The 17065-nt window shown below is 64.3% G+C and carries 18 protein-coding genes; 5 read left to right on the forward strand and 13 right to left on the reverse strand.

Features of this window, described 5'->3' with window-relative positions; genetic code table 11:
• Positions 1-2: 2 nt before the first annotated feature.
• The 5 genes from ACVIIV_RS29165 to ACVIIV_RS29185 form a co-directional block, all read right to left on the reverse strand.
• Positions 3-911: an amino acid ABC transporter substrate-binding protein gene (locus tag ACVIIV_RS29165; RefSeq protein WP_456747234.1), complete on the reverse strand. Its 909-nt coding sequence runs from the start codon at positions 909-911 to the stop codon at positions 3-5.
• A 136-nt stretch (positions 912-1047) separates the two neighbouring features.
• Positions 1048-2481, reverse strand: a complete 1434-nt coding sequence (locus ACVIIV_RS29170; RefSeq protein WP_456747235.1) for an amidohydrolase family protein — start codon at positions 2479-2481, stop codon at positions 1048-1050.
• Between the two features lie 14 nt (positions 2482-2495).
• Positions 2496-3521, reverse strand: coding sequence for an ABC transporter substrate-binding protein (locus ACVIIV_RS29175; RefSeq protein WP_456747236.1), 1026 nt, complete (start codon positions 3519-3521; stop codon positions 2496-2498).
• Between the two features lie 39 nt (positions 3522-3560).
• Entirely contained in the window at positions 3561-4337 is a 777-nt protein-coding gene (locus ACVIIV_RS29180; protein WP_456748858.1) for an ABC transporter permease, read from the reverse strand.
• A 2-nt stretch (positions 4338-4339) separates the two neighbouring features.
• Positions 4340-5197 carry an ABC transporter ATP-binding protein gene (locus tag ACVIIV_RS29185; protein ID WP_456747237.1) on the reverse strand — a complete coding sequence of 286 codons (858 nt, stop codon included), beginning with the start codon at positions 5195-5197 and terminating at the stop codon, positions 4340-4342.
• A 194-nt stretch (positions 5198-5391) separates the two neighbouring features.
• Here ACVIIV_RS29185 and ACVIIV_RS29190 point away from each other — a divergent pair, with 194 nt between their 5' ends.
• A complete protein-coding gene (locus ACVIIV_RS29190) occupies positions 5392-6150 on the forward strand; it encodes a GntR family transcriptional regulator (protein WP_456747238.1) in 759 nt (252 codons plus the stop codon).
• On the opposite strand, the gene ACVIIV_RS29195 is transcribed toward ACVIIV_RS29190, so the two are convergent.
• Positions 6147-6563, reverse strand: a complete 417-nt coding sequence (locus ACVIIV_RS29195; RefSeq protein ID WP_456747239.1) for a nuclear transport factor 2 family protein — start codon at positions 6561-6563, stop codon at positions 6147-6149. The two genes, ACVIIV_RS29190 and ACVIIV_RS29195, sit on opposite strands and share 4 nt — an antisense overlap.
• A 148-nt stretch (positions 6564-6711) precedes the next feature.
• Between ACVIIV_RS29195 and ACVIIV_RS29200 the strand changes: the two genes are divergently transcribed.
• On the forward strand, positions 6712-7953 hold the full coding sequence (locus ACVIIV_RS29200; protein WP_456747240.1) for an amidohydrolase family protein: 1242 nt from the start codon (positions 6712-6714) through the stop codon (positions 7951-7953).
• Between the two features lie 218 nt (positions 7954-8171).
• Positions 8172-8498, forward strand: a complete 327-nt coding sequence (locus ACVIIV_RS29205; RefSeq protein WP_456747241.1) for a hypothetical protein — start codon at positions 8172-8174, stop codon at positions 8496-8498.
• Here the strand turns inward: ACVIIV_RS29205 and ACVIIV_RS29210 are convergent, their stop codons facing one another.
• From ACVIIV_RS29210 to ACVIIV_RS29235, 6 genes are all read right to left on the reverse strand, one after another.
• Entirely contained in the window at positions 8499-9419 is a 921-nt protein-coding gene (locus tag ACVIIV_RS29210; RefSeq protein ID WP_456747242.1) for a DUF1932 domain-containing protein, read from the reverse strand.
• A complete protein-coding gene (locus ACVIIV_RS29215; RefSeq protein ID WP_456747243.1) occupies positions 9419-10288 on the reverse strand; it encodes a hypothetical protein in 870 nt (289 codons plus the stop codon). The genes ACVIIV_RS29210 and ACVIIV_RS29215 overlap by 1 nt, the downstream gene beginning before the upstream one ends.
• Before the next feature lie 21 nt (positions 10289-10309).
• Positions 10310-10993 carry a 4-carboxy-4-hydroxy-2-oxoadipate aldolase/oxaloacetate decarboxylase gene (locus tag ACVIIV_RS29220; RefSeq protein WP_456747244.1) on the reverse strand — a complete coding sequence of 228 codons (684 nt, stop codon included), beginning with the start codon at positions 10991-10993 and terminating at the stop codon, positions 10310-10312.
• A complete protein-coding gene (locus ACVIIV_RS29225) occupies positions 10990-11703 on the reverse strand; it encodes a PIG-L deacetylase family protein (RefSeq protein ID WP_456747245.1) in 714 nt (237 codons plus the stop codon). The genes ACVIIV_RS29220 and ACVIIV_RS29225 overlap by 4 nt, the downstream gene beginning before the upstream one ends.
• A 90-nt stretch (positions 11704-11793) precedes the next feature.
• The gene (locus tag ACVIIV_RS29230; protein WP_456747246.1) at positions 11794-12678 is read right to left on the reverse strand and encodes an amidohydrolase family protein; all 885 of its coding nucleotides are present in this window, start codon (positions 12676-12678) and stop codon (positions 11794-11796) included.
• Between the two features lie 31 nt (positions 12679-12709).
• The gene (locus ACVIIV_RS29235; RefSeq protein ID WP_456747247.1) at positions 12710-13417 is read right to left on the reverse strand and encodes a TetR/AcrR family transcriptional regulator; all 708 of its coding nucleotides are present in this window, start codon (positions 13415-13417) and stop codon (positions 12710-12712) included.
• A 118-nt stretch (positions 13418-13535) separates the two neighbouring features.
• Here ACVIIV_RS29235 and ACVIIV_RS29240 point away from each other — a divergent pair, with 118 nt between their 5' ends.
• Positions 13536-14513, forward strand: coding sequence for a tripartite tricarboxylate transporter substrate binding protein (locus ACVIIV_RS29240; RefSeq protein ID WP_456747248.1), 978 nt, complete (start codon positions 13536-13538; stop codon positions 14511-14513).
• A gap of 30 nt (positions 14514-14543) precedes the next feature.
• Here ACVIIV_RS29240 and ACVIIV_RS29245 read toward each other — a convergent pair whose 3' ends face one another.
• A complete protein-coding gene (locus tag ACVIIV_RS29245; protein ID WP_456747249.1) occupies positions 14544-15686 on the reverse strand; it encodes a mechanosensitive ion channel family protein in 1143 nt (380 codons plus the stop codon).
• A 126-nt stretch (positions 15687-15812) separates the two neighbouring features.
• Here ACVIIV_RS29245 and ACVIIV_RS29250 point away from each other — a divergent pair, with 126 nt between their 5' ends.
• Positions 15813-17063: a DUF763 domain-containing protein gene (locus tag ACVIIV_RS29250; RefSeq protein WP_456747250.1), complete on the forward strand. Its 1251-nt coding sequence runs from the start codon at positions 15813-15815 to the stop codon at positions 17061-17063.
• The last annotated feature ends 2 nt before the right edge of the window (positions 17064-17065 follow it).

The raw sequence follows: 17065 nt of genomic DNA on the forward strand, positions 1-17065 counted from the left end.
CCTCAGTTCACCACGTAGACATCAGGATCGGCGCTCGAGCTCGGCTTCTTGAAGGCGTTGCGCAAGGCTGGTGACAGGGGTACGTTGTAGTTGAGGCCGTTCGGCGGCGTCGGCGATTGCAGCCACTTCTTGTAGAGCACCTCGATCTCCGGGCTTGCATAGAGCTCCGCCGTTGCGCGATCGGCGAGCGCCTTGAACGGCGCATCCTCTCGCCGCAGCATGATGCCGTACGGCTCCGGCTTCGAGAACGCCTCCTCGCTGATCATGAACGCTTGCGGCTCCTTCGAGCGCGCGATGGCGACCGCGAGCTGGACGTCGTCGAGCGCATAGGCCTGGGCCCGGTCGGTTTCCAGCAACAGGAAGGCCTCGGCCTGGTCCTTGGCCGGCATGATGTTGATGCCGAGGTTGCGGTCGGTATTGACCTTGGCGAGCTGCGTCAGATTCACAGATCCCGCAACCGCCGTGACCGCCTTGCCCTTGAGATCGTCGATGGTGTTGATCTTGGCGGCCTTCCTGGCGGCAAACCGCGTCGCGCTGAGGAAGTGCGTGTTGGTGAAGGCGACCTGCTTCTGGCGGTCGGCGTTGTTGGTGGTCGCCGAGCAATGCAGGTCGAGCGTGCCGTTGACCATCAGTGGAATCCGGTTCGATGACGTCACCGCGAGAGTCTCGACGGCGATGTCGGGCATGTTGAGCTGCTTCTTCACGGCGTCCACGATCCTGAGGCAGATGTCCATGGCAAAGCCGACCGGCTTCTGGTTGCCGTCGAGATAGCTGAACGGGACCGAGGCTTCCTGATAGCCGAGCGTGATCTTCCTGGTCTCCTTCACCTTCTGGAGCGTGCCGGAGATATCTTCGGCTGAGGCTGCGCCCGCAAGACATGTCACGGCCAGAAGAATGGTTGGTAGGCGCATCAGGGGCTCCTCGGAGGGGATTGGGGTCGAGCTATCGAGGAGCTGATAGCCTACAGGTCAGCCAAGCGCCAGACGAGGCTGCGTCTACCTGCTATCGCTCTTTGATATACATTCCGTCGCGGCGCCCATCGAAATGTCACTCGCAGGCCAGCTGCTGCTCGAACCAGCCGCTCAGCCGATCCGACAGGGACGGCCACATAAGCTGGAAGCCTTTGAGCTTGCCGACATTGGCGCGGTACATGTCTCGCAACTCCTGCTCGATGGCCGGCAGGTCGACGCCCACACAGACCCCGTCCCGCACGATGGTCTTGCCGGCGACGACGACCTCCTTCACCAGGGACGCATTGCCGCGCGCAAACAGCAGCGCCATGGGATCGACCGGCATGATCCGGTCGCGGTCGAGCCGGTCGAGATCAATCACGACGTAGTCAGCTGGATTGCCGGCGACGAGCTCCCCGCTCCCCGGCGCGGCGGTCGCGCGGCGTCCGTTGCGGACGGCGAGCGAAAACATCTCGGCGGGCGTCCATGTCGCCTTGAAGCCGAGACCGCCATGAACCATCTGCACCAGCCGCATCTCGCGCAGGATGTCGTCATCCTCGTCCAGCGCCAGCCCGTCGACGCCGACCGCGATGGCGCAGCCGCATTTGTGCGCGGCGGCGATCGGGGCGAGGCCAGAGCGTAGATGCATGTTCGAGCTGAAATTGGTGACGATGCGTGCCCCGGAGGCTGCGATCATCTCCAGCTCATCCGGGCGGGCGTGGATGCAATGCGCCAGCGTCAGCCGCTCCGAGAGGAAGCCGATGTCGCGAAGCCAGCGCACCATATCCGGAAAGTGCCGGTCGGCCCAGGCGCGCTGGTACACGGTTTCCAACAGATGCATGTGAATGCGGCGGCCGGTCCGCGCGGAGTTCTCCGCCACCGCCTCCAGCAGCGGCTTCGAGCACCATTGCACGCCGGCAGGACCGAGCTGCACGTCCACCATCGGGCCGGCGATGGCGGCGGCAATCGCGTCGGTCAGCTCGATATAGGCATCGGGCGACATCGGTGTGCGGACGAAGAGATCCTCGATGGTCTTGCGATCATCCTTGGGAAGTCCCGAAAGCACCGGCTCGGCATCACCGTAGACGATCGGATTCTGGTCACGCACGGCCATCGCAAAGGCGATGCGGATGCCGACGTCGGACGCAGCTTTCGCGACGGCCTTGGCTTCGTCGACCAACGGCATCGTCCCGCTCGGGCGCGTGTAGTGGACCATCATGGCCGCGCAACCGGCCCTGGCCGAACGAGCCAAGGCCGAGACCGCCGCGAGGTAGGGATCGACCGGCGTGCCCAGCGCCGTGCGCAGGATCCAGCTTTCCAGGGGCATGCCGACCGCGCCGAAGGACGACGCTGTTGCGCGGGCATGATCATGGGCGTTGACGAAGGCCGGGATGACGAAGGAGCGCGGCCCCTGCCCCGCCCCTTCCGAGATATCGGTGATGACGCCGCCATCGTGCCGCAACACGACGTTGTCGCTGACACCGAGGTCAGGGCCACGGAACAGGCAGCTTGCCGAGATCTCCGTGGCCATGACGTCTCCCAAAATCAGTTGGCAGTATACACCAGCTCCCGCTCCGCGCGCGGCGGCAGAAACTCGCGCGAGAACACCTCTGCCGGCGTCGGCGCGCGGGCGAGCTGATAGCCCTCGACCACGATGCCGATGGCGCGTGTCATGCGGTCGTCCTTGATGTCGCCGATGCCGATCTCCTTCATCTCCGGCGAGACGATCAGCTTCTCAAAGGAATATTGCAGCCGGCGCTTCTCGACATCGGCATTGATGAGGTTGTCGTAGTTCAGCGCCGCCTTCATGCCGGCATTCTGGTCCTTGGCAACCGCGATCGCGCCCTTGTTGATGGCACGCACCAGGCCCGCGACGGCCTTCGGGTTCGAGGCGATCAGCTTGCGGGAGACCATCACGCCGTTCGAATAGAGATCGAGACCGTACTCACCGAACGAGAACCATTTGAAGTCCTTGTCGGGATCCTGGCGGTTGAGCACCAGGTTGAAATAGCTGGTGATGTTGAAGACCAGGGCCGCATCGATGTCGCCCTTGATCAGCATCGGCTCCTGCAGATTTGGCGCCATGTTGGAGATCTTGATCTTTTCGCCGTCGAGACCGTTTTTGCGCGTGAACACCGGCAGGAGGCGCGTCGTCGGCGTGCCTTGCGCGCCGCCGAGCGTGTGGCCTTCGAAATCCTTGATGGTGTTGATGCCGCTGGTCTTCTTCGCGACGATCGCGAACGGCGGCTGGTTCCAGATCATGTAGACCATGACGGGTGCTTCCTGCGGCTTGGTCGCGGCGTTCTGGATAATGGCATTGACGTCGCCGAAGCCGGCGTCATAAGCGCCGGACATCACACGCGTCACGGTGGCGCCGGAGCCCTCGCCCTGGTCGATGACGACGTTGAGGCCCTCTTCCTTGAAGAAACCGTTGTCCTTGGCATAGAAGAACGCGGCGTCGCTGCCCTGGGTCTTCCAGCCCAGCGTGAACTTGATGGTGGTTTCGTCCGCCGTGGCGGCTCCTGCCGACAGCGCCAATCCCACCAGCGCGACACTTAATTTTCTCAACATCGAGATCTCCTCAGCTTCGTTGCGTGACGGTTCAAGAATTCAGGTGGCGATCACGTCGTTCTTGCGCGTGGCCCAGCCGGTGACCTTGCCTTCGATCAGCGAGAACACGACGTAGAGTGCAACGCCGAGCCCGGCGAGCACGAACAGGCCGGCGAACACCAGCGGCACGTTGAAATTGGAGGATGCGGTCATCATCACGTTGCCGATGCCGCGGTTGGAGGCGACCGTCTCCGACAGCACCGCGCCGACGAAGGCATAGGAGATCGCGACCTTCAGCGAAGCAAAGAAGAACGGCATGGTCCGGGGCAAGCCGACATTCCAGAGGACGTCGAGCTTGCTGGCACCGAGCGCCTTCAGCACGTCCTCGAGCTCGGGCTCGGTGGCGGCAAGACCCGTCGCGATGTTGACGACGATCGGGAAGAAGCAGATCGACAGCGCGGTCAGAACCGCCGGCACCGTGCCGGAGCCGAACCACAGCACGAAGATCGGCACTACCGCGACCTTGGGGATCGAGGAGAAGCCGATCAGCAGCGGATAGCAGGTGTCGTAAGCCGTCTTTGAGACGCCAATGATCGCACCAAGGGCGACGCCGAGCGCAACGCCGAGCACGAAACCGAACATGGTGGTGGCCAGCGTCTGCACGATGTGCGGCCACAGCACCGGGAAACGCTGGACCAGGGTCGCGAACACCTGTGACGGCCGGGGCAGCACCAGGTCTGACATGCCGGTCATCAGGCAGAACAGCTCCCAAGCGACGAAGAACAGCACGATCAGCCCCGCCGACCACGCCTTCTGCCTGACATCGATCCCGAACATCATCAGCCTGTCCCCCGCTCAGCCGCGCTGCGCGCATCCTCGATGAAGGCGCGCAGCTTCTGGTTCAGCGCGACGAAATCCGGCTCGAAGGTCATCGCGACGGTGCGCGGGCGCGCGAATGCGACGCGGCTGTCGTCAAGGATGCGGCCGGGACGCGCGCTCATCACGCAGATGCGGCTGGCAAGGAAGCCCGCCTCGCGCAGATCGTGCGTCACCAGCAGCACGGTCGGCTTGTGCGTCATCCAGAGATTCTGGAGGATCGCCCACAGTTCCTCGCGGGTGAACTGGTCCAGCGCGCCGAAGGGCTCATCCAGCAGCAGCATTCGCGGTTCATGGATCAGCGCGCGGCAGAGATTGGCGCGCTGGAGCATGCCGCCGGACAGCTGCCAGGGATAACGGTTGCCGAATCCCTTGAGGCCGACCTGCTCCAGCAGCGCGTTGGCCTTGTCGCGAAACCCGGTCTTGCGCAACCTGCGGAAGTTCGAGCGGAACGGCTCGACGATCTTCAGCGGCAGCATGATGTTCCGCTCGATCGTCATCCACGGCAGCATGGTCGGGTTCTGGAAGGCCATGCCGACCCGCATCGCCCGGGCCGCAACCTCGCGGCCGCCGACGATGACGACGCCGCTGGTCGGCTGCACCAGGCCGCTGACGAGACGCAAAATGGTCGATTTGCCGCATCCGGATGGGCCGACCAGTGCGACAAACTCGCCGTCGACGATCCTCAAGCTGGTCTTCGATAGAGCCGGCACGGCGCGGTCGCCGCGCCCGAAGGTCACGGAGACCTCGGACAGCTCTATGGCGGTCGCGGCCGTGCCTTCGGGAACGAGCTGGCCATCAAACTGGGCTTTGGGTTGCATGCGCATCACAGCCAAAGTGCATGCAAGCTGGATGCCAGCTATCGGCGCTCGCGAAATCAATGACCTAGCCAAAACCTGCGCCAAATTGCCGGATTCGATTTGGGCAGCCCGGACCCCAAACTGCATGCAATACGAGCGCTGAATCGACGCGAGCCTATGCTAAAGAGAGATGTTATCTCCTATAGGACTCGCCGATGCCGGCGCGCGCAAGCAGCAAGACTTCTGAATCGTCGGACAAGGTCAGCGTGATCTGCCGCGCGCTGCGGCGCGCGATCATCGAGCAGGCGCTGGAGCCCGGCGCAAAGCTGCCCGAGGATGCGCTCGGCGAGCGTTTCGGCGTCAGCCGCACCATTGCCCGCCACGCGCTGGGGCAGCTCGCCGCCGAGGGCCTGGTCGAGCTCCGCCGCAACCGGATCGCGGTGGTGGCGACGCCGAGCTGGCAGGAGGCGCGCGATGCCTTCGACATTCGCATCCAGCTCGAACGGCTCGTCGTGCGCCAGCTCGCGGGCAAGCTGACCAAGGCGCAGATCGCCGAGCTGAACGCCCATGTCGACGCCGAAGATCGCGCGCGCGGCGGCACGGATGCGGTGTCGATCCGCCTCGCGACCGAATTCCACATCCTGCTCGCCCACATGACGAACAGCCCGATCCTGGTGCGCTATGTCAGCGAGGTCGCCTATCGCTGCTGCCTGACGCTGTCGCTGTACAGCCGGCCACATTCAACCGAATGCGCCATCAACGAGCATCGCGCCATCATCTCGGCGCTCGCCAAGGGCGATGAGGCCAAGGTGATGGACTTGATGCATCATCACCTGGATTCCGTGGCCAATCGTGCATTGGTCGCTCCCACTCCGCAGCGCGGCCGTGACCTGCTCGATATCCTCGCGCCCTATGCCGACGAGGTGAGGAGCGATCGCGTCGTGAAGCTGCCGAAAATCGCGCGGAGGGGTTAAGCCTCGATCCCGCGCTGCACGAGAATGCGCTCGGCGCTGTCGTTCCAGACGTCCATCTTCACGATCTGCCCGCCCTTCACGACGAAGCGGTCGACATAGCGGTTGCCCTCGAACGGCGTGCCGTCCATCCACTCGCCGTAGAGCGTGCCGATGCTGTAGACGACAGTCTCGTCCGCGCCGGGGCAGACGTCGAACCGGTCCATCTTCTTCTTGACCCAGCGATAGCGCTTCGCATTGAAGCCGGTCGGCCCGCGCGGATGGTCGAACTCGCGGCCGCCGGTGAACGTGATCACCGTGCCCGGCTTCATAAAGGCCGCGGCGGCGTCGGGATCGGGTACCATCGAGGCCGTCAGGTAAGCCTCTACAATCTCGGCGTCGGTCATCGGGCGTTCGGCTTTTGCGGGAGCAGACATCGCGAGATTCTCCAGATGCCGCTATTCTACAATTCGGACCTCAAAGTGCATGCATATTTTTTGGACAATTTGGTCCCAACACTGCACACAATCTGGAGCTGCCCGCTCCCACGACTTCCGCTAGGCTACCACACCTGAATCCGACGCCATGACCACCCAAGCCGCCTTCGACCTGGTCTTCCGCAACGCGCTGTTGCGATCATCCGCCGCATCCGCCGATATCGGCGTGAAGGGCGGCCGCATCGCCGCGATCGCGCCAAGGCTCGTCTGCGAGGCGGTCGAGGTCGACCTCGGTGGGCACCTCACCCTGCCCGGCTTCGTCGATACACACATCCATCTCGACAAGGCCTGCCTGCTCGGCCGCTGCGGGCACGATCACGGCAGCCTCTCGGAAGCGATCCGCGCCGTTGCCGGGATGAAGAAGGATTTCACGTCCGAGGACGTCTACGCGCGCGGCGCAAAAGTGCTCGAACGCGCCATCGTACACGGCACGACACGCATGCGCACGCATGTCGAGATCGACCCGCGCATCGGCTTGCGCGGCTTCGAGGCGGTCAAGTCGCTAAAGCGCGACTACGCTTGGGCGATCGATCTGGAGCTTTGTGTCTTCCCGCAGGAAGGCCTGACCAACGATCCCGGAGCCGAGGAGCTGCTGATCCAGGCGCTCCGCGACGGCGGTCAAGCCATCGGCGGCTGTCCCTACATGGACGCCGACCCGAACGCCCATCTCGCGCGCATCTTCGATCTCGCTCAGGAATTCGACGTCGATGTCGACCTCCATCTCGATTTCGATCTCGACCCCTCCTGGTGGCATCTCGACGAGGTCTGCCGCCAGACCGAGCGGCGCAACTACGGCGGACGCGTCGCGATCGGCCATGCGACAAAACTCTCCGCACTGCCGCCGGAGCGTATGAAAGCTGCCACCGCGCAGCTGGCAAAAGCCGGCGTTGCCGTCACCGTGCTGCCCGCGACCGACCTCTATCTGATGGGGCGCGAGGCTCCCTGCAACGCGCCACGCGGACTGACACTTGCGCACAAGCTCGCGGGCGACGGCGTCGTGTGCTCGATCGCGACCAACAACGTTCTCAATCCCTTCACGCCTTTCGGCGATGCCTCGCTGCTGCGGATGGCGAACTTCTACGCCAACGTTGCACATGCCTCGGTGAGCGATTTCGACACCTGCCTCGACCTCGTGACCGAACTGCCGGCCCGGCTGATGAACCTTGGCGATTACGGCATCAAGGTCGGCAATCCCGCCGATCTCATCGTGCTCGATACAAAGGATGGCCGCTTTGCTATCGGCGAGCTGCCCGACGTCCTGATGGGCTTCAAGGGCGGCCGGCAAACATTTGCGCGGCAGCGGCCCACCCTGTTCAGTCCGAAGAGCTGAGAGCGGTTCCGCTCAGGCATCGCGTGACACTGCACGCGGAACATTCCGAATCGGTCATCGCGACGCCGCAGGAGCGTTCCCCACAGTTCGATTTTACCGCCGGTTCGAGCGTACCCGAGTTCGGTAGAATCCCGGACCGTAGCCTAACGCATTGCGGGGCCGGCCACGCCGACCATAACTAGGACTTTGCACTGACCATATGCGTGCAGTGGGGAAGTATGGGTTTGTTCAGCGCATTCAGCAGCATCGATTGTCATTCCGTCCGCGCCGGAACGCCGACCGATACGGCGGTGAAGCGGCTCGACGGCATCGGCCACGTTCTCTCGGGTCTCGATATCTCGGCGATCCAGACGCAAGCCGACGTGAACCGTACGCTCTGGACGCTCGATGCCGCCAACAAATGCGTTCGCGCCGTGCTGGCGGAATTCCGCACGCAGCCGGCCACGGAACAGCTCGTCCGTAAATCCCGCAATCTGATCGAGCTGATCGAACGCGCGCGCGACCAGGTCGTGAGCTATCAGGCCCGCGATGCGGTCCTGAGTTGATTATTTTGTGCAATTGATCTTCGCGAGGATCCGGTCCGCCTCGCTCCGCCAATCGGCACTGCGGGCGAACTCCCTGGTGCCCCTGGCGCCGAACAGCCCCTCATCGGCAAGATCGGCGACCCAAGCCTGCCGCTCGGCCGTGCCTTGCGCCGACCAGGGCGTCAGGCCCGCCTCGCGCACGGTTTCGGCCACTTCGCGCACCTCCTCGGCCCGGCGACGGCCGTGCTCGATCACGCGCTGGAAGAAATAGGCGCCCTGCTTCTCCCAGTCGATGCCGGGAAACGTTTCGGCGAGCGAGGCCAGCACAGCATCCTCGACACCATAGGCGCGCGCGGTGGTGAAGCTTTCGATGACCATGGCCTCCAGGCCCTTGATCATGATGCTGCGGCACATTTTTACGGCCGAGGGCACACCGAGCTTGTCGCTGGCAACCTTGGCCGCGAAACCGATCGCGTTCAGCAGCGGCTCCAGCTCTCTCGCACCGAGCCCGCCGAGCAGCAACGGCACCTTGATGCGATACGGCGGCACCGAGGTCATCACCGCGCCCTCGACATAACGTCCGGCAGCGCCGTCGATCAGTGCCGCGGCACGCTGCTTGGCACCGGGAGAGGCCGAGTTGAAATCGAGGAACCAGGTGCCCTGATTGATCGCCGCCGCACAGGCCTTTGCGACCGGAACGGCCTGACTCGCCGTGACCGCGGAGATGATGAAATCGGATTTCGCGGTCAGCTCGGCGTGAGAGACTGCGAGCGTCACGCCGAATCTCGCCGCATGCTCCTGCAGCGGCGCGGCCTGCTCGCCACCGAGCTTGATGTCATGGGCTGAGACCTTGATGTCCTGCTGGCGCAAATCCTCGGCCAGAATCCTGCCGACCTCGCCATAGCCGACCAGCCCGATCTGCCAGCGCTTCGGATCCACCATCAGTTCAATCCTCGTGTCGTCCCGTCGAAGAGCTCCTCGACCGCATAGCGGCGTGGGATCAGCGCCTGCTGGAATGCATAGGCGATGATCAGCTCGAGCGGTTTCCTGTTGCCTTCAATTCCGAACGGGATGAGGTCGGGCGTCGCCGCAGATCCCGTCCGTTCCTTGTTCCGCTTGAGCAGATCATAGACGCCCGCGACGACATCGGGGCGCGATTTCGCGAGCTGCTCGGTCACGACCACGAGATGGTTGACCGGCACGACGCCGCGACGAACGTACCATTTGGCGGCTTCCGCGGCGGGATCAGGAAATAGCGGCTTCAGCTTGGGATTATCAGAGGTCTCGCCAAGCACGGCATCGAGCTCGCCGTCGAGCAGCATTTGCAGGATCTTCTTGTCCTTCGGCGCGCGCTCGGTGGTGTCGACATATTCGGCGACATGCGGATCCTCGAACGTGACCCAGCGAATCTTGTCGAGATTGACGCCATAGTCGTTGGCGAGGATGCCCCTGATCCAGGCGCCCGTCGTGGTCGTGAAGGAGCGGATGCCGACACGCCTGCCTTCGAGATCGGTAGGCCCGAGCGTCCCCTGCGCCGGATTATAGAGAGCGTAAGAGTGCTGGAAGCGGCCGAGCATGGTCGCCGGCAGCAACACCAGCGGCTTGCCATGCGCTTTCGCCATCAGATAAGTGACGATCGCCATCTCGCAGACGTCGAAGGCCTGCTCGCGCACCATCGGCTTGAACGCCGTGTTGGTTGGCGTGTACTCGACAAAGTCGAGATCGAAGAGGTCGGAGCGGAGCTCGCCGCTCTTCACCGCCTTGACGTGAGGGTGACCACCGAGCACGGCCTTCAGCTTGAGACGATCCATCCGCCCGCTCCGCTGTTCGCTTCAGACGTCCTCGGGATTGTCGACATAGACGAGACCAGCCTTCGCAAGCGCCTCGCGCATGCTGTACATGTCGAGGCCGAGCTCGCCCGAGGCGAGCCGCTTGCGCTTGCCGCCTTCATCCGCGTTGCGCTTCTTTGCCCTCTCGGCGACTTCAGTAGCATAGCGTTTCGCCACCACCACTACGCCGTCGTCGTCGGCCACGACGATGTCGCCGGGATCGACATTGACGCCAGCGCAGACGACGGGGAGGTTGACCGAGCCGAGCGTCGCCTTGACCGTGCCCTTGGCCGAGACCGCGCGCGACCACACCGGAAATTTCATCTCGTGCAGCGCTTTGACGTCGCGGCAGCCGGCATCGATGATCAGCCCCTGCACCCCGCGCGCCTGCAACGAGGTCGCGAGCAGCTCGCCGAACATGCCGTCGGTATTGTCAGTGGTGCAGCCGACGACGAGGATGTCACCCTTCCTGCACTGCTCGACGGCGACATGGATCATCCAGTTGTCGCCGGGCTGCGCCAGCACGGTGACCGCAGGACCGGCGATCGACGCGCCCGCCCAGACCGGGCGCAAATATGGCTTCATCAGGCCGATGCGGCCATAGGCCTCGTGCACGGTCGAGACGCCGTACTCCGCCATCCCGGCGGGATCGGCACGCCTGATGTTGCGAACGACGACCGGATTCATGCCAATTCCTCCGCGACGGTCGGAAACAGGCGCTGATAGGCCTCGCCATACGTCATGGGCACGCCGGTGTTGCGGCTACCCTGGATGCCGCGGTTGAGCGCGACGCGCTCGTAATAACCCCAGAGATGTTTTTGCGCGGCGAGGATCTGGAACGCCTCGTACTTTTCGTTCCAGACCTCGTCGATCCTAAGGATCGTGTCCGGCTTGTAATTGCACTGCTCGGGCTGGTGCGGCTCGAACAAGAACACCGGCGGCGCCGAGTATTTGTACTGCGCGCCGGGCTTGTGGCCCATCGCCTGCGCCACCACGCGCGTCTCCTGCGCGAAATGCGCCGCGTTCGGGTGGTCGAAATTATAGGGGTCTTCCAGCGCATGCGTCAGCACGAAGCTCGGATTGAGCTCGCGGTAGATGTCGACCATGCGGTCGAAATGCGCCTCGGTGAGCTTGAGCGGATAGTCCCCGCAATCGAAGAATTCGATCTCGGCGCCGAGCAGTTTTGCCGCCCGCTCCGCCTCGTCCTTGCGGCCGGCCTTCACCGATTCCAGCGTCGCGCCCTTCTCCTTCCAGGCAAACTGGCTCTCGCCGCGTTCGCCGAAGGACAGGCACACGATCTTCATGCGATAGCCCTTTTTCGCATGCTGCGCGATGGCGCCGCCGGCGCGCCAGACGAAATCGCCGGGATGGGCGGTGATCACGAGACCTGTCTTCATGGGTTACTCCCTTCGTTCGTACGCATTCGTCGGCGTCCCCCTGCGGCGCCGGCAATGCATTTCCGCGCAGCCTGTCGATCGCGGCAACGGTCATGCCTCGAACTCGAACAGGCGCGTGGGATTGTCGATCAGAATCTTCTTCTGGAACTCCGGCTCCGGCGCGAACAACGGAATCAGGTCGACGAGGTCGCCGTCGTTCGGCATCACCTTGACGTTGGGATGCGGCCAGTCCGTGCCCCAGATGACGCGGTCCGGCGCGGTCTCGACGATCTTTCGCGCGAACGGCACCGCATCGGTGAACGGCGGACCGGCCGAGGACACCCGCTCCGAACCGCAGATCTTGACCCAGCACTTCTCGTCGCGCTGCATCAGCTCGATCAGGATCCTGAATGGCAGCTGATCGAGCCCTTCCGACGCCTTCACCCGGCCCATATGGTCGATGGTGTAGCTCAGCGGCAGCCTTGTCAGCATGCCGGCATATTCCGGCAGGTCGATTGCATCGAAATGCAGATCGATGTGCCAGCCCAGCGGCGTGACCATCGCGATGATGCGATCGAACACGCGCTTGTCGGGAACGCCTCCGAGATGGCGCACGAAGTTGAAGCGGCAGCCGCGGAAGCCGCCCTCGTGCAGCACGCGAAGCCCGCGTTCGGTGATTGTGTCGTTGATATTGGCGACCGCCCGGTAGGCGCCGTTACTTCGCGCAATGGCATCGAGCGCCACTGTGTTGTCGGTGCCGTGGACGCTGGCATTGACGATGACAGCGCGCGCGACGCCGAGCTTGGCATGCAGCGCGCGGAAATCCTCTAGCGGCGCATCGGGCGGCGTGTAGGAGCGATCCGGCGCGTAAGGATATTTCGCGCCCGGCCCGAAGATGTGGCAGTGCGCGTCACACGACAGCTTCGGCAGCTTGAATTTCGGCGTGCGCGTGTGTGGATCGGGCGGCGGAATGGTCGGCGTGTACATCATCGTCATCAGGTGAACCGCCGAAGCGAGACCGCTTGCTTCAAGTTTTGCTGACGGCCGGCCGCCGCCGCGCCGGCGCGGCCTGGTCCAGCGCCGGCGCCTGGAATGCGGCGACGGTGGCCTGCACCAATTGCTCGATGGCGCCCGCGGCATCACTGCCGTCAACCTCGCCGCGCGACAGGCGCGAGACGCGTTCCGGCGTCACCAGCGAATAATAGAGTGCGCCGAGCAGAAAATGGCTGCGCCAGACGATGTCGGTGCGCGGAATGTGCGGCAGGCTCTCGTGGATCGCATCGATGAAGGCATGGCTTGTGTCGTCAAAGGTCTGCGCGATGATCTTTCGCGCGACCTCGTTGCCTTCCGCCGACATCACCGCGCGCAGCCGGGTGAAGCGCGCGCCACCACCGGCAAGATCGCTGCCCGAGGTAAAGGCCGGCACCACATAGGCGCGCACGATCGCCTCCAACCGGTCCTGGAGATCGCGCACGCGCCTGGCGGCGGCGAGCAGCTCGGAACGGCGCAGGTTCATCGGCCCGCAATGGCGCCGGTAGATCTCCAGCAGCAGGCCGTCCTTGGTCTGGAAATGATAGGTGACGCTGCCGGGATTGGCACCGGCCGCCTGCGCGATGTCGCGGACCGACACGGCATTGAATCCGTTGGTGGCGAACAGCTCCTCGGCCGCGGCGAGGATCGCCTCGCGCATGTTCGGCTTGCGGGCCGTTTCCTTGCTGGTGGGCTTGCGTACCATACGATTTGTACTATCGTACAAAAGATCAGGTCTCGTCAACAAAAACCACGGGCGGCGTCCGCAACGGCCTGGAGACCGCCGGCAGGCGCGCGAATGCCCTCAAGGAGTGCTGGGAAATATGTTGGGTTTGAACAAGAAGATCGGCGGTTTGATGCTGGGAGCAGGTTTGCTGCTGGCGGGGGGCGCCGCGCAGGCAGAAAATTATCCGAGCAAACCGGTCCATATCCTGGTGCCCTATGCGGCCGGCGGCGCGGTCGACGTGCTCGCGCGCACGCTGGGCCAGGCGCTGGCCAAGTCCTGGGGGCAGCAGCCTGTGATCGACAACCGTCCTGGCGCGGGCGGCATCGTCGCCTCGCAGGCACTGACGCAGGCCGCACCCGATGGCTATACGTTGATCCTGGTCGCGAGCGGCCATCCCCTCAACCAGTTCATCTATCCGAGCGTGCCCTATGACACGTTCAAGGATTTCACCGCGATCACGGAAGTCGCGTCCTCGCCGCTCGCGATCGTGGTGGCGAAGGACAGCCCGTACAAGACACTCGGCGATCTCCTCGCCGCCGCCAAGAAGGAGCCGGACAAGCTCTCCTACGGCATGTCCGGCAACGGCACCTCGGCACATCTCGCGGGCGAGCTGCTGAAGTACATGTCCGGCACCAAGATCGTTGCGATCCCCTACAAGGGCGGCGCACCGGCGCTGACGGCCGTGATCGCCGGCGAGATCCCGCTCAGCATCAACCCACTCGCGGAAGCGATCGGCCAGCTCGAAGGCGGACCGGTGCGCGCGCTGGCAGTGACCTCCGCCGAGCGCTCCAAGGCGCTGCCGGATGTTCCGACCATCGCCGAGGCCGGCGTGCCCGGCTACGACGTCTCGGTCTGGTGGGGCGTGCTTGGTCCGGCTAAGATGCCGCCGGAGATCGTGGCCAAGCTCGAGGCCGATTTGAAGGCCGCGCTGCAAGACCCCGGCGTGCTGACGACGCTCGGCAAGATCGGCGCCACCCCGGTCGGCTCATCGCCCAAGGATTTTGACGTATATATGCGCGCCGAGGCGGCCAAATGGGAGCCGGTGCTGAAGGCTGCCAACATCCGCGCGCAGTGAGGCCCGGGCCCAGCAAGGGGGGCGCGCTGCTCAGTTGGTGGCGCTCGCCCGCATTTGCTCCGGCGGCGCGGGTCGTCGCACGAAATCGGCATCATCGTCGCCCGACGGGATCAGGATCGCGCGTTCGCGCGGCAGCGCGTCCGGCATCTCGTCGCGAATGAAAGCCACGAGTTTCTCTCTGATCTCGCAGCGCAGGTCCCAGGACTGCGGTGCATTCCTGGCACTGACCAGCGCCCGAAGCTCGATGGTGCGCGAATCGGCATCGATCACCTGGAGATTGACCACCTCGCCGTCCCACAGCTTTGACTGCTTCGCCGCCTGCTCCAGCCAGCTCCTGATGCGCGGGACGTCGGCACGATAGTCGACGTGGAGCGCGATCACGCCGATGAGGGATGCGGTGTCGCGCGTCCAGTTCTGGAACGGCTTTTCGATGAAATAGGACAGCGGCACCACCATGCGGCGCCAGTCCCACAGCCGGATCACGACATAGGTCGAGGCGATGTCCTCGACCCAGCCCCATTCGTTCTCGATGATCACGGCGTCCTCGATGCGGATCGGCTGGGTGATCGCGATCTGCAAGCCCGCGATCAGATTGCTCAGCAGCGGCCGCGCGGCAAGACCGACGATGATGCCAGCCGCGCCGGCGGAGGCGAACAGGCTGACGCCATATTGTTTCACCGAGTCGAACGTCATCAGCGCGGTCGACACCGTGATGATGACGATGATGGTGTCGGTGACGCGCTTGAATACGCGCACTTGCGTGACGTGCTTGCGCGCGATGAAGTTCTCGGTGACGTCGCGAAAGCTCTGCAGATAGCGCGCCGCGCTCATGTCGACGATCCGCATCGAGATCCAGCCGGTCAGGGCGATGAAGGCCACGACGAAGAGGCGCGTCAGCGGGGTGCGGATCATGTCGTCGAGCGGCGCAAGCGGCAGCACCAGCGCGACGGCGGCAAGGCAGAGCGCCATTTGCGCCGGGCCCGCCGTACGCTCGATGAACACGCCCAGGAGCGGAAGACGGGTTGCGAAGGCGCGGTTGAGCAGCCAGGCCGCGACCCGATGGGCGAACAGGGCAACCATGATCGCACCGGCAACCAGACTGAGACCGATGAACCACGACGGAATCCAGCCAAACATCCCGTCGATGTCGGCCATGAGACCCTGCCAATCCATAACTGTCCCCGGTGCTGCATTCCCGTCAGCGCTCAACGCGTTGCGGCGGGCTTCGCTCCCCTGTCTCGTGCAACGCAGCATCCCACTGGTGCAACCGTCGCCGGAATGCGCTAAGTTGGGTTACCCATGACTCGACGTACCGGCAGCGCCGATCTTCCTCTTCACACTGGGCGCGTTCCGCCCTGGCTGGCGAGTCGTATGTCCTCGCTGGGAGCGATCGTCACCCAGGCGATCGTGCATCATTACGGCCGCGATGCGTTTCTGCAGCGCCTGTCGCATCCATTCTGGTTCCAGTCGTTTGGCGCCGTGATGGGGATGGACTGGCACTCTTCCGGCATCACCACCTCAGTGATCGGCGCACTGAAGCGCGGGCTCGGACCGCTTCAGGACGAGCTCGGGATTTATGTCTGTGGCGGCCGAGGTCAGCATTCGCGCAAGACGCCGGATGAGTTGTTGCAACTCGGCGACCGCGTCGGATTCGACGGCATCAAGCTGACCCGTGCCAGCCGTCTGGTGGCCAAGGTCGATAGCGCCGCGGTCCAGGACGGCTTTGACCTCTACCTGCACGGCTTCTTCGTGACCGCCGACGGCAAATGGACGGTGGTGCAGCAGGGCATGAACGGCGACAAGCGGCAGGCGCGACGCTACCATTGGCATTCCGAGGCGCTGAAGAGCTTTGTCGATACGCCGCACAGCGCAATCGATGGGCCGCAGCAGGGCGAGATCGTCAACCTCACCGATCATCGCGCCGATATGTCTCGGACCGCGCAGGTCGAGCTGCTCTCCGATCTCGGCCCGGATCGCATCATCTCAGAATTCGAACGGCTCATGGGGACCGAGTCCACGCCGGCACAAGGCACGCTGCCGCATCTGATCATGCCCGCACATCACGACGTCCGTCCCAAGGACGTGTTCGCGCGCCGCCTGCACGGCACGCTCGCGGCAGCAGCCGAGCGTGGCCCGGTCGATTTTCCGGAACTGCTGCTGACGCCGGGCGTCGGAGCGCGCACCGTGCGCTCGCTCGCGATGGTCGCCGAGGTCGTGCACGGCGCGCCCTATCGCTTCACCGACCCCGCGCGTTTCTCGCTCGCCCACGGCGGCAAGGACCGCCATCCCTACCCCGTTCCGATCAAGGTCTATGACGAGACCATCCGGGTGCTGAAGGGCGCGATTCAGAACGCGAAGCTCGGACGCGAGGAAGAGATGCAGGCGATCAAGCGCCTGGACGACCAGGCGCGACGGCTGGAGCGGACCGCGCGCGGCCCCTCGGTTGCAGCTTTCATCGCCGGTGAGCGTGCCGCCTCGCCGGATCTCGATGGCCGCTCGGTGTTCGGCTGGGAGCGCGATCTTGCGCCCACAAAAAAGCGGACCGGCTGAAC

The sequence above is a fragment of the Bradyrhizobium sp. USDA 4354 genome, assembly GCF_054060315.1.

Coding starts and splice junctions, on each gene's coding strand:
- ACVIIV_RS29165 (WP_456747234.1), bottom strand. CDS start 911: ATGCGCCTACCAACCATTCTTCTGGCCGTGACATGTCTTGCGGGCGCA.
- ACVIIV_RS29215 (WP_456747243.1), bottom strand. CDS start 10,288: ATGGATCGTCTCAAGCTGAAGGCCGTGCTCGGTGGTCACCCTCACGTC.
- ACVIIV_RS29170 (WP_456747235.1), bottom strand. CDS start 2,481: ATGGCCACGGAGATCTCGGCAAGCTGCCTGTTCCGTGGCCCTGACCTC.
- ACVIIV_RS29245 (WP_456747249.1), bottom strand. CDS start 15,686: ATGGATTGGCAGGGTCTCATGGCCGACATCGACGGGATGTTTGGCTGG.
- ACVIIV_RS29175 (WP_456747236.1), bottom strand. CDS start 3,521: ATGTTGAGAAAATTAAGTGTCGCGCTGGTGGGATTGGCGCTGTCGGCA.
- ACVIIV_RS29235 (WP_456747247.1), bottom strand. CDS start 13,417: ATGGTACGCAAGCCCACCAGCAAGGAAACGGCCCGCAAGCCGAACATG.
- ACVIIV_RS29195 (WP_456747239.1), bottom strand. CDS start 6,563: ATGTCTGCTCCCGCAAAAGCCGAACGCCCGATGACCGACGCCGAGATT.
- ACVIIV_RS29230 (WP_456747246.1), bottom strand. CDS start 12,678: ATGACGATGATGTACACGCCGACCATTCCGCCGCCCGATCCACACACG.
- ACVIIV_RS29185 (WP_456747237.1), bottom strand. CDS start 5,197: ATGCAACCCAAAGCCCAGTTTGATGGCCAGCTCGTTCCCGAAGGCACG.
- ACVIIV_RS29180 (WP_456748858.1), bottom strand. CDS start 4,337: ATGTTCGGGATCGATGTCAGGCAGAAGGCGTGGTCGGCGGGGCTGATC.
- ACVIIV_RS29250 (WP_456747250.1), top strand. CDS start 15,813: ATGACTCGACGTACCGGCAGCGCCGATCTTCCTCTTCACACTGGGCGC.
- ACVIIV_RS29200 (WP_456747240.1), top strand. CDS start 6,712: ATGACCACCCAAGCCGCCTTCGACCTGGTCTTCCGCAACGCGCTGTTG.
- ACVIIV_RS29240 (WP_456747248.1), top strand. CDS start 13,536: ATGTTGGGTTTGAACAAGAAGATCGGCGGTTTGATGCTGGGAGCAGGT.
- ACVIIV_RS29210 (WP_456747242.1), bottom strand. CDS start 9,419: ATGGTGGATCCGAAGCGCTGGCAGATCGGGCTGGTCGGCTATGGCGAG.
- ACVIIV_RS29205 (WP_456747241.1), top strand. CDS start 8,172: ATGGGTTTGTTCAGCGCATTCAGCAGCATCGATTGTCATTCCGTCCGC.
- ACVIIV_RS29225 (WP_456747245.1), bottom strand. CDS start 11,703: ATGAAGACAGGTCTCGTGATCACCGCCCATCCCGGCGATTTCGTCTGG.
- ACVIIV_RS29220 (WP_456747244.1), bottom strand. CDS start 10,993: ATGAATCCGGTCGTCGTTCGCAACATCAGGCGTGCCGATCCCGCCGGG.
- ACVIIV_RS29190 (WP_456747238.1), top strand. CDS start 5,392: ATGCCGGCGCGCGCAAGCAGCAAGACTTCTGAATCGTCGGACAAGGTC.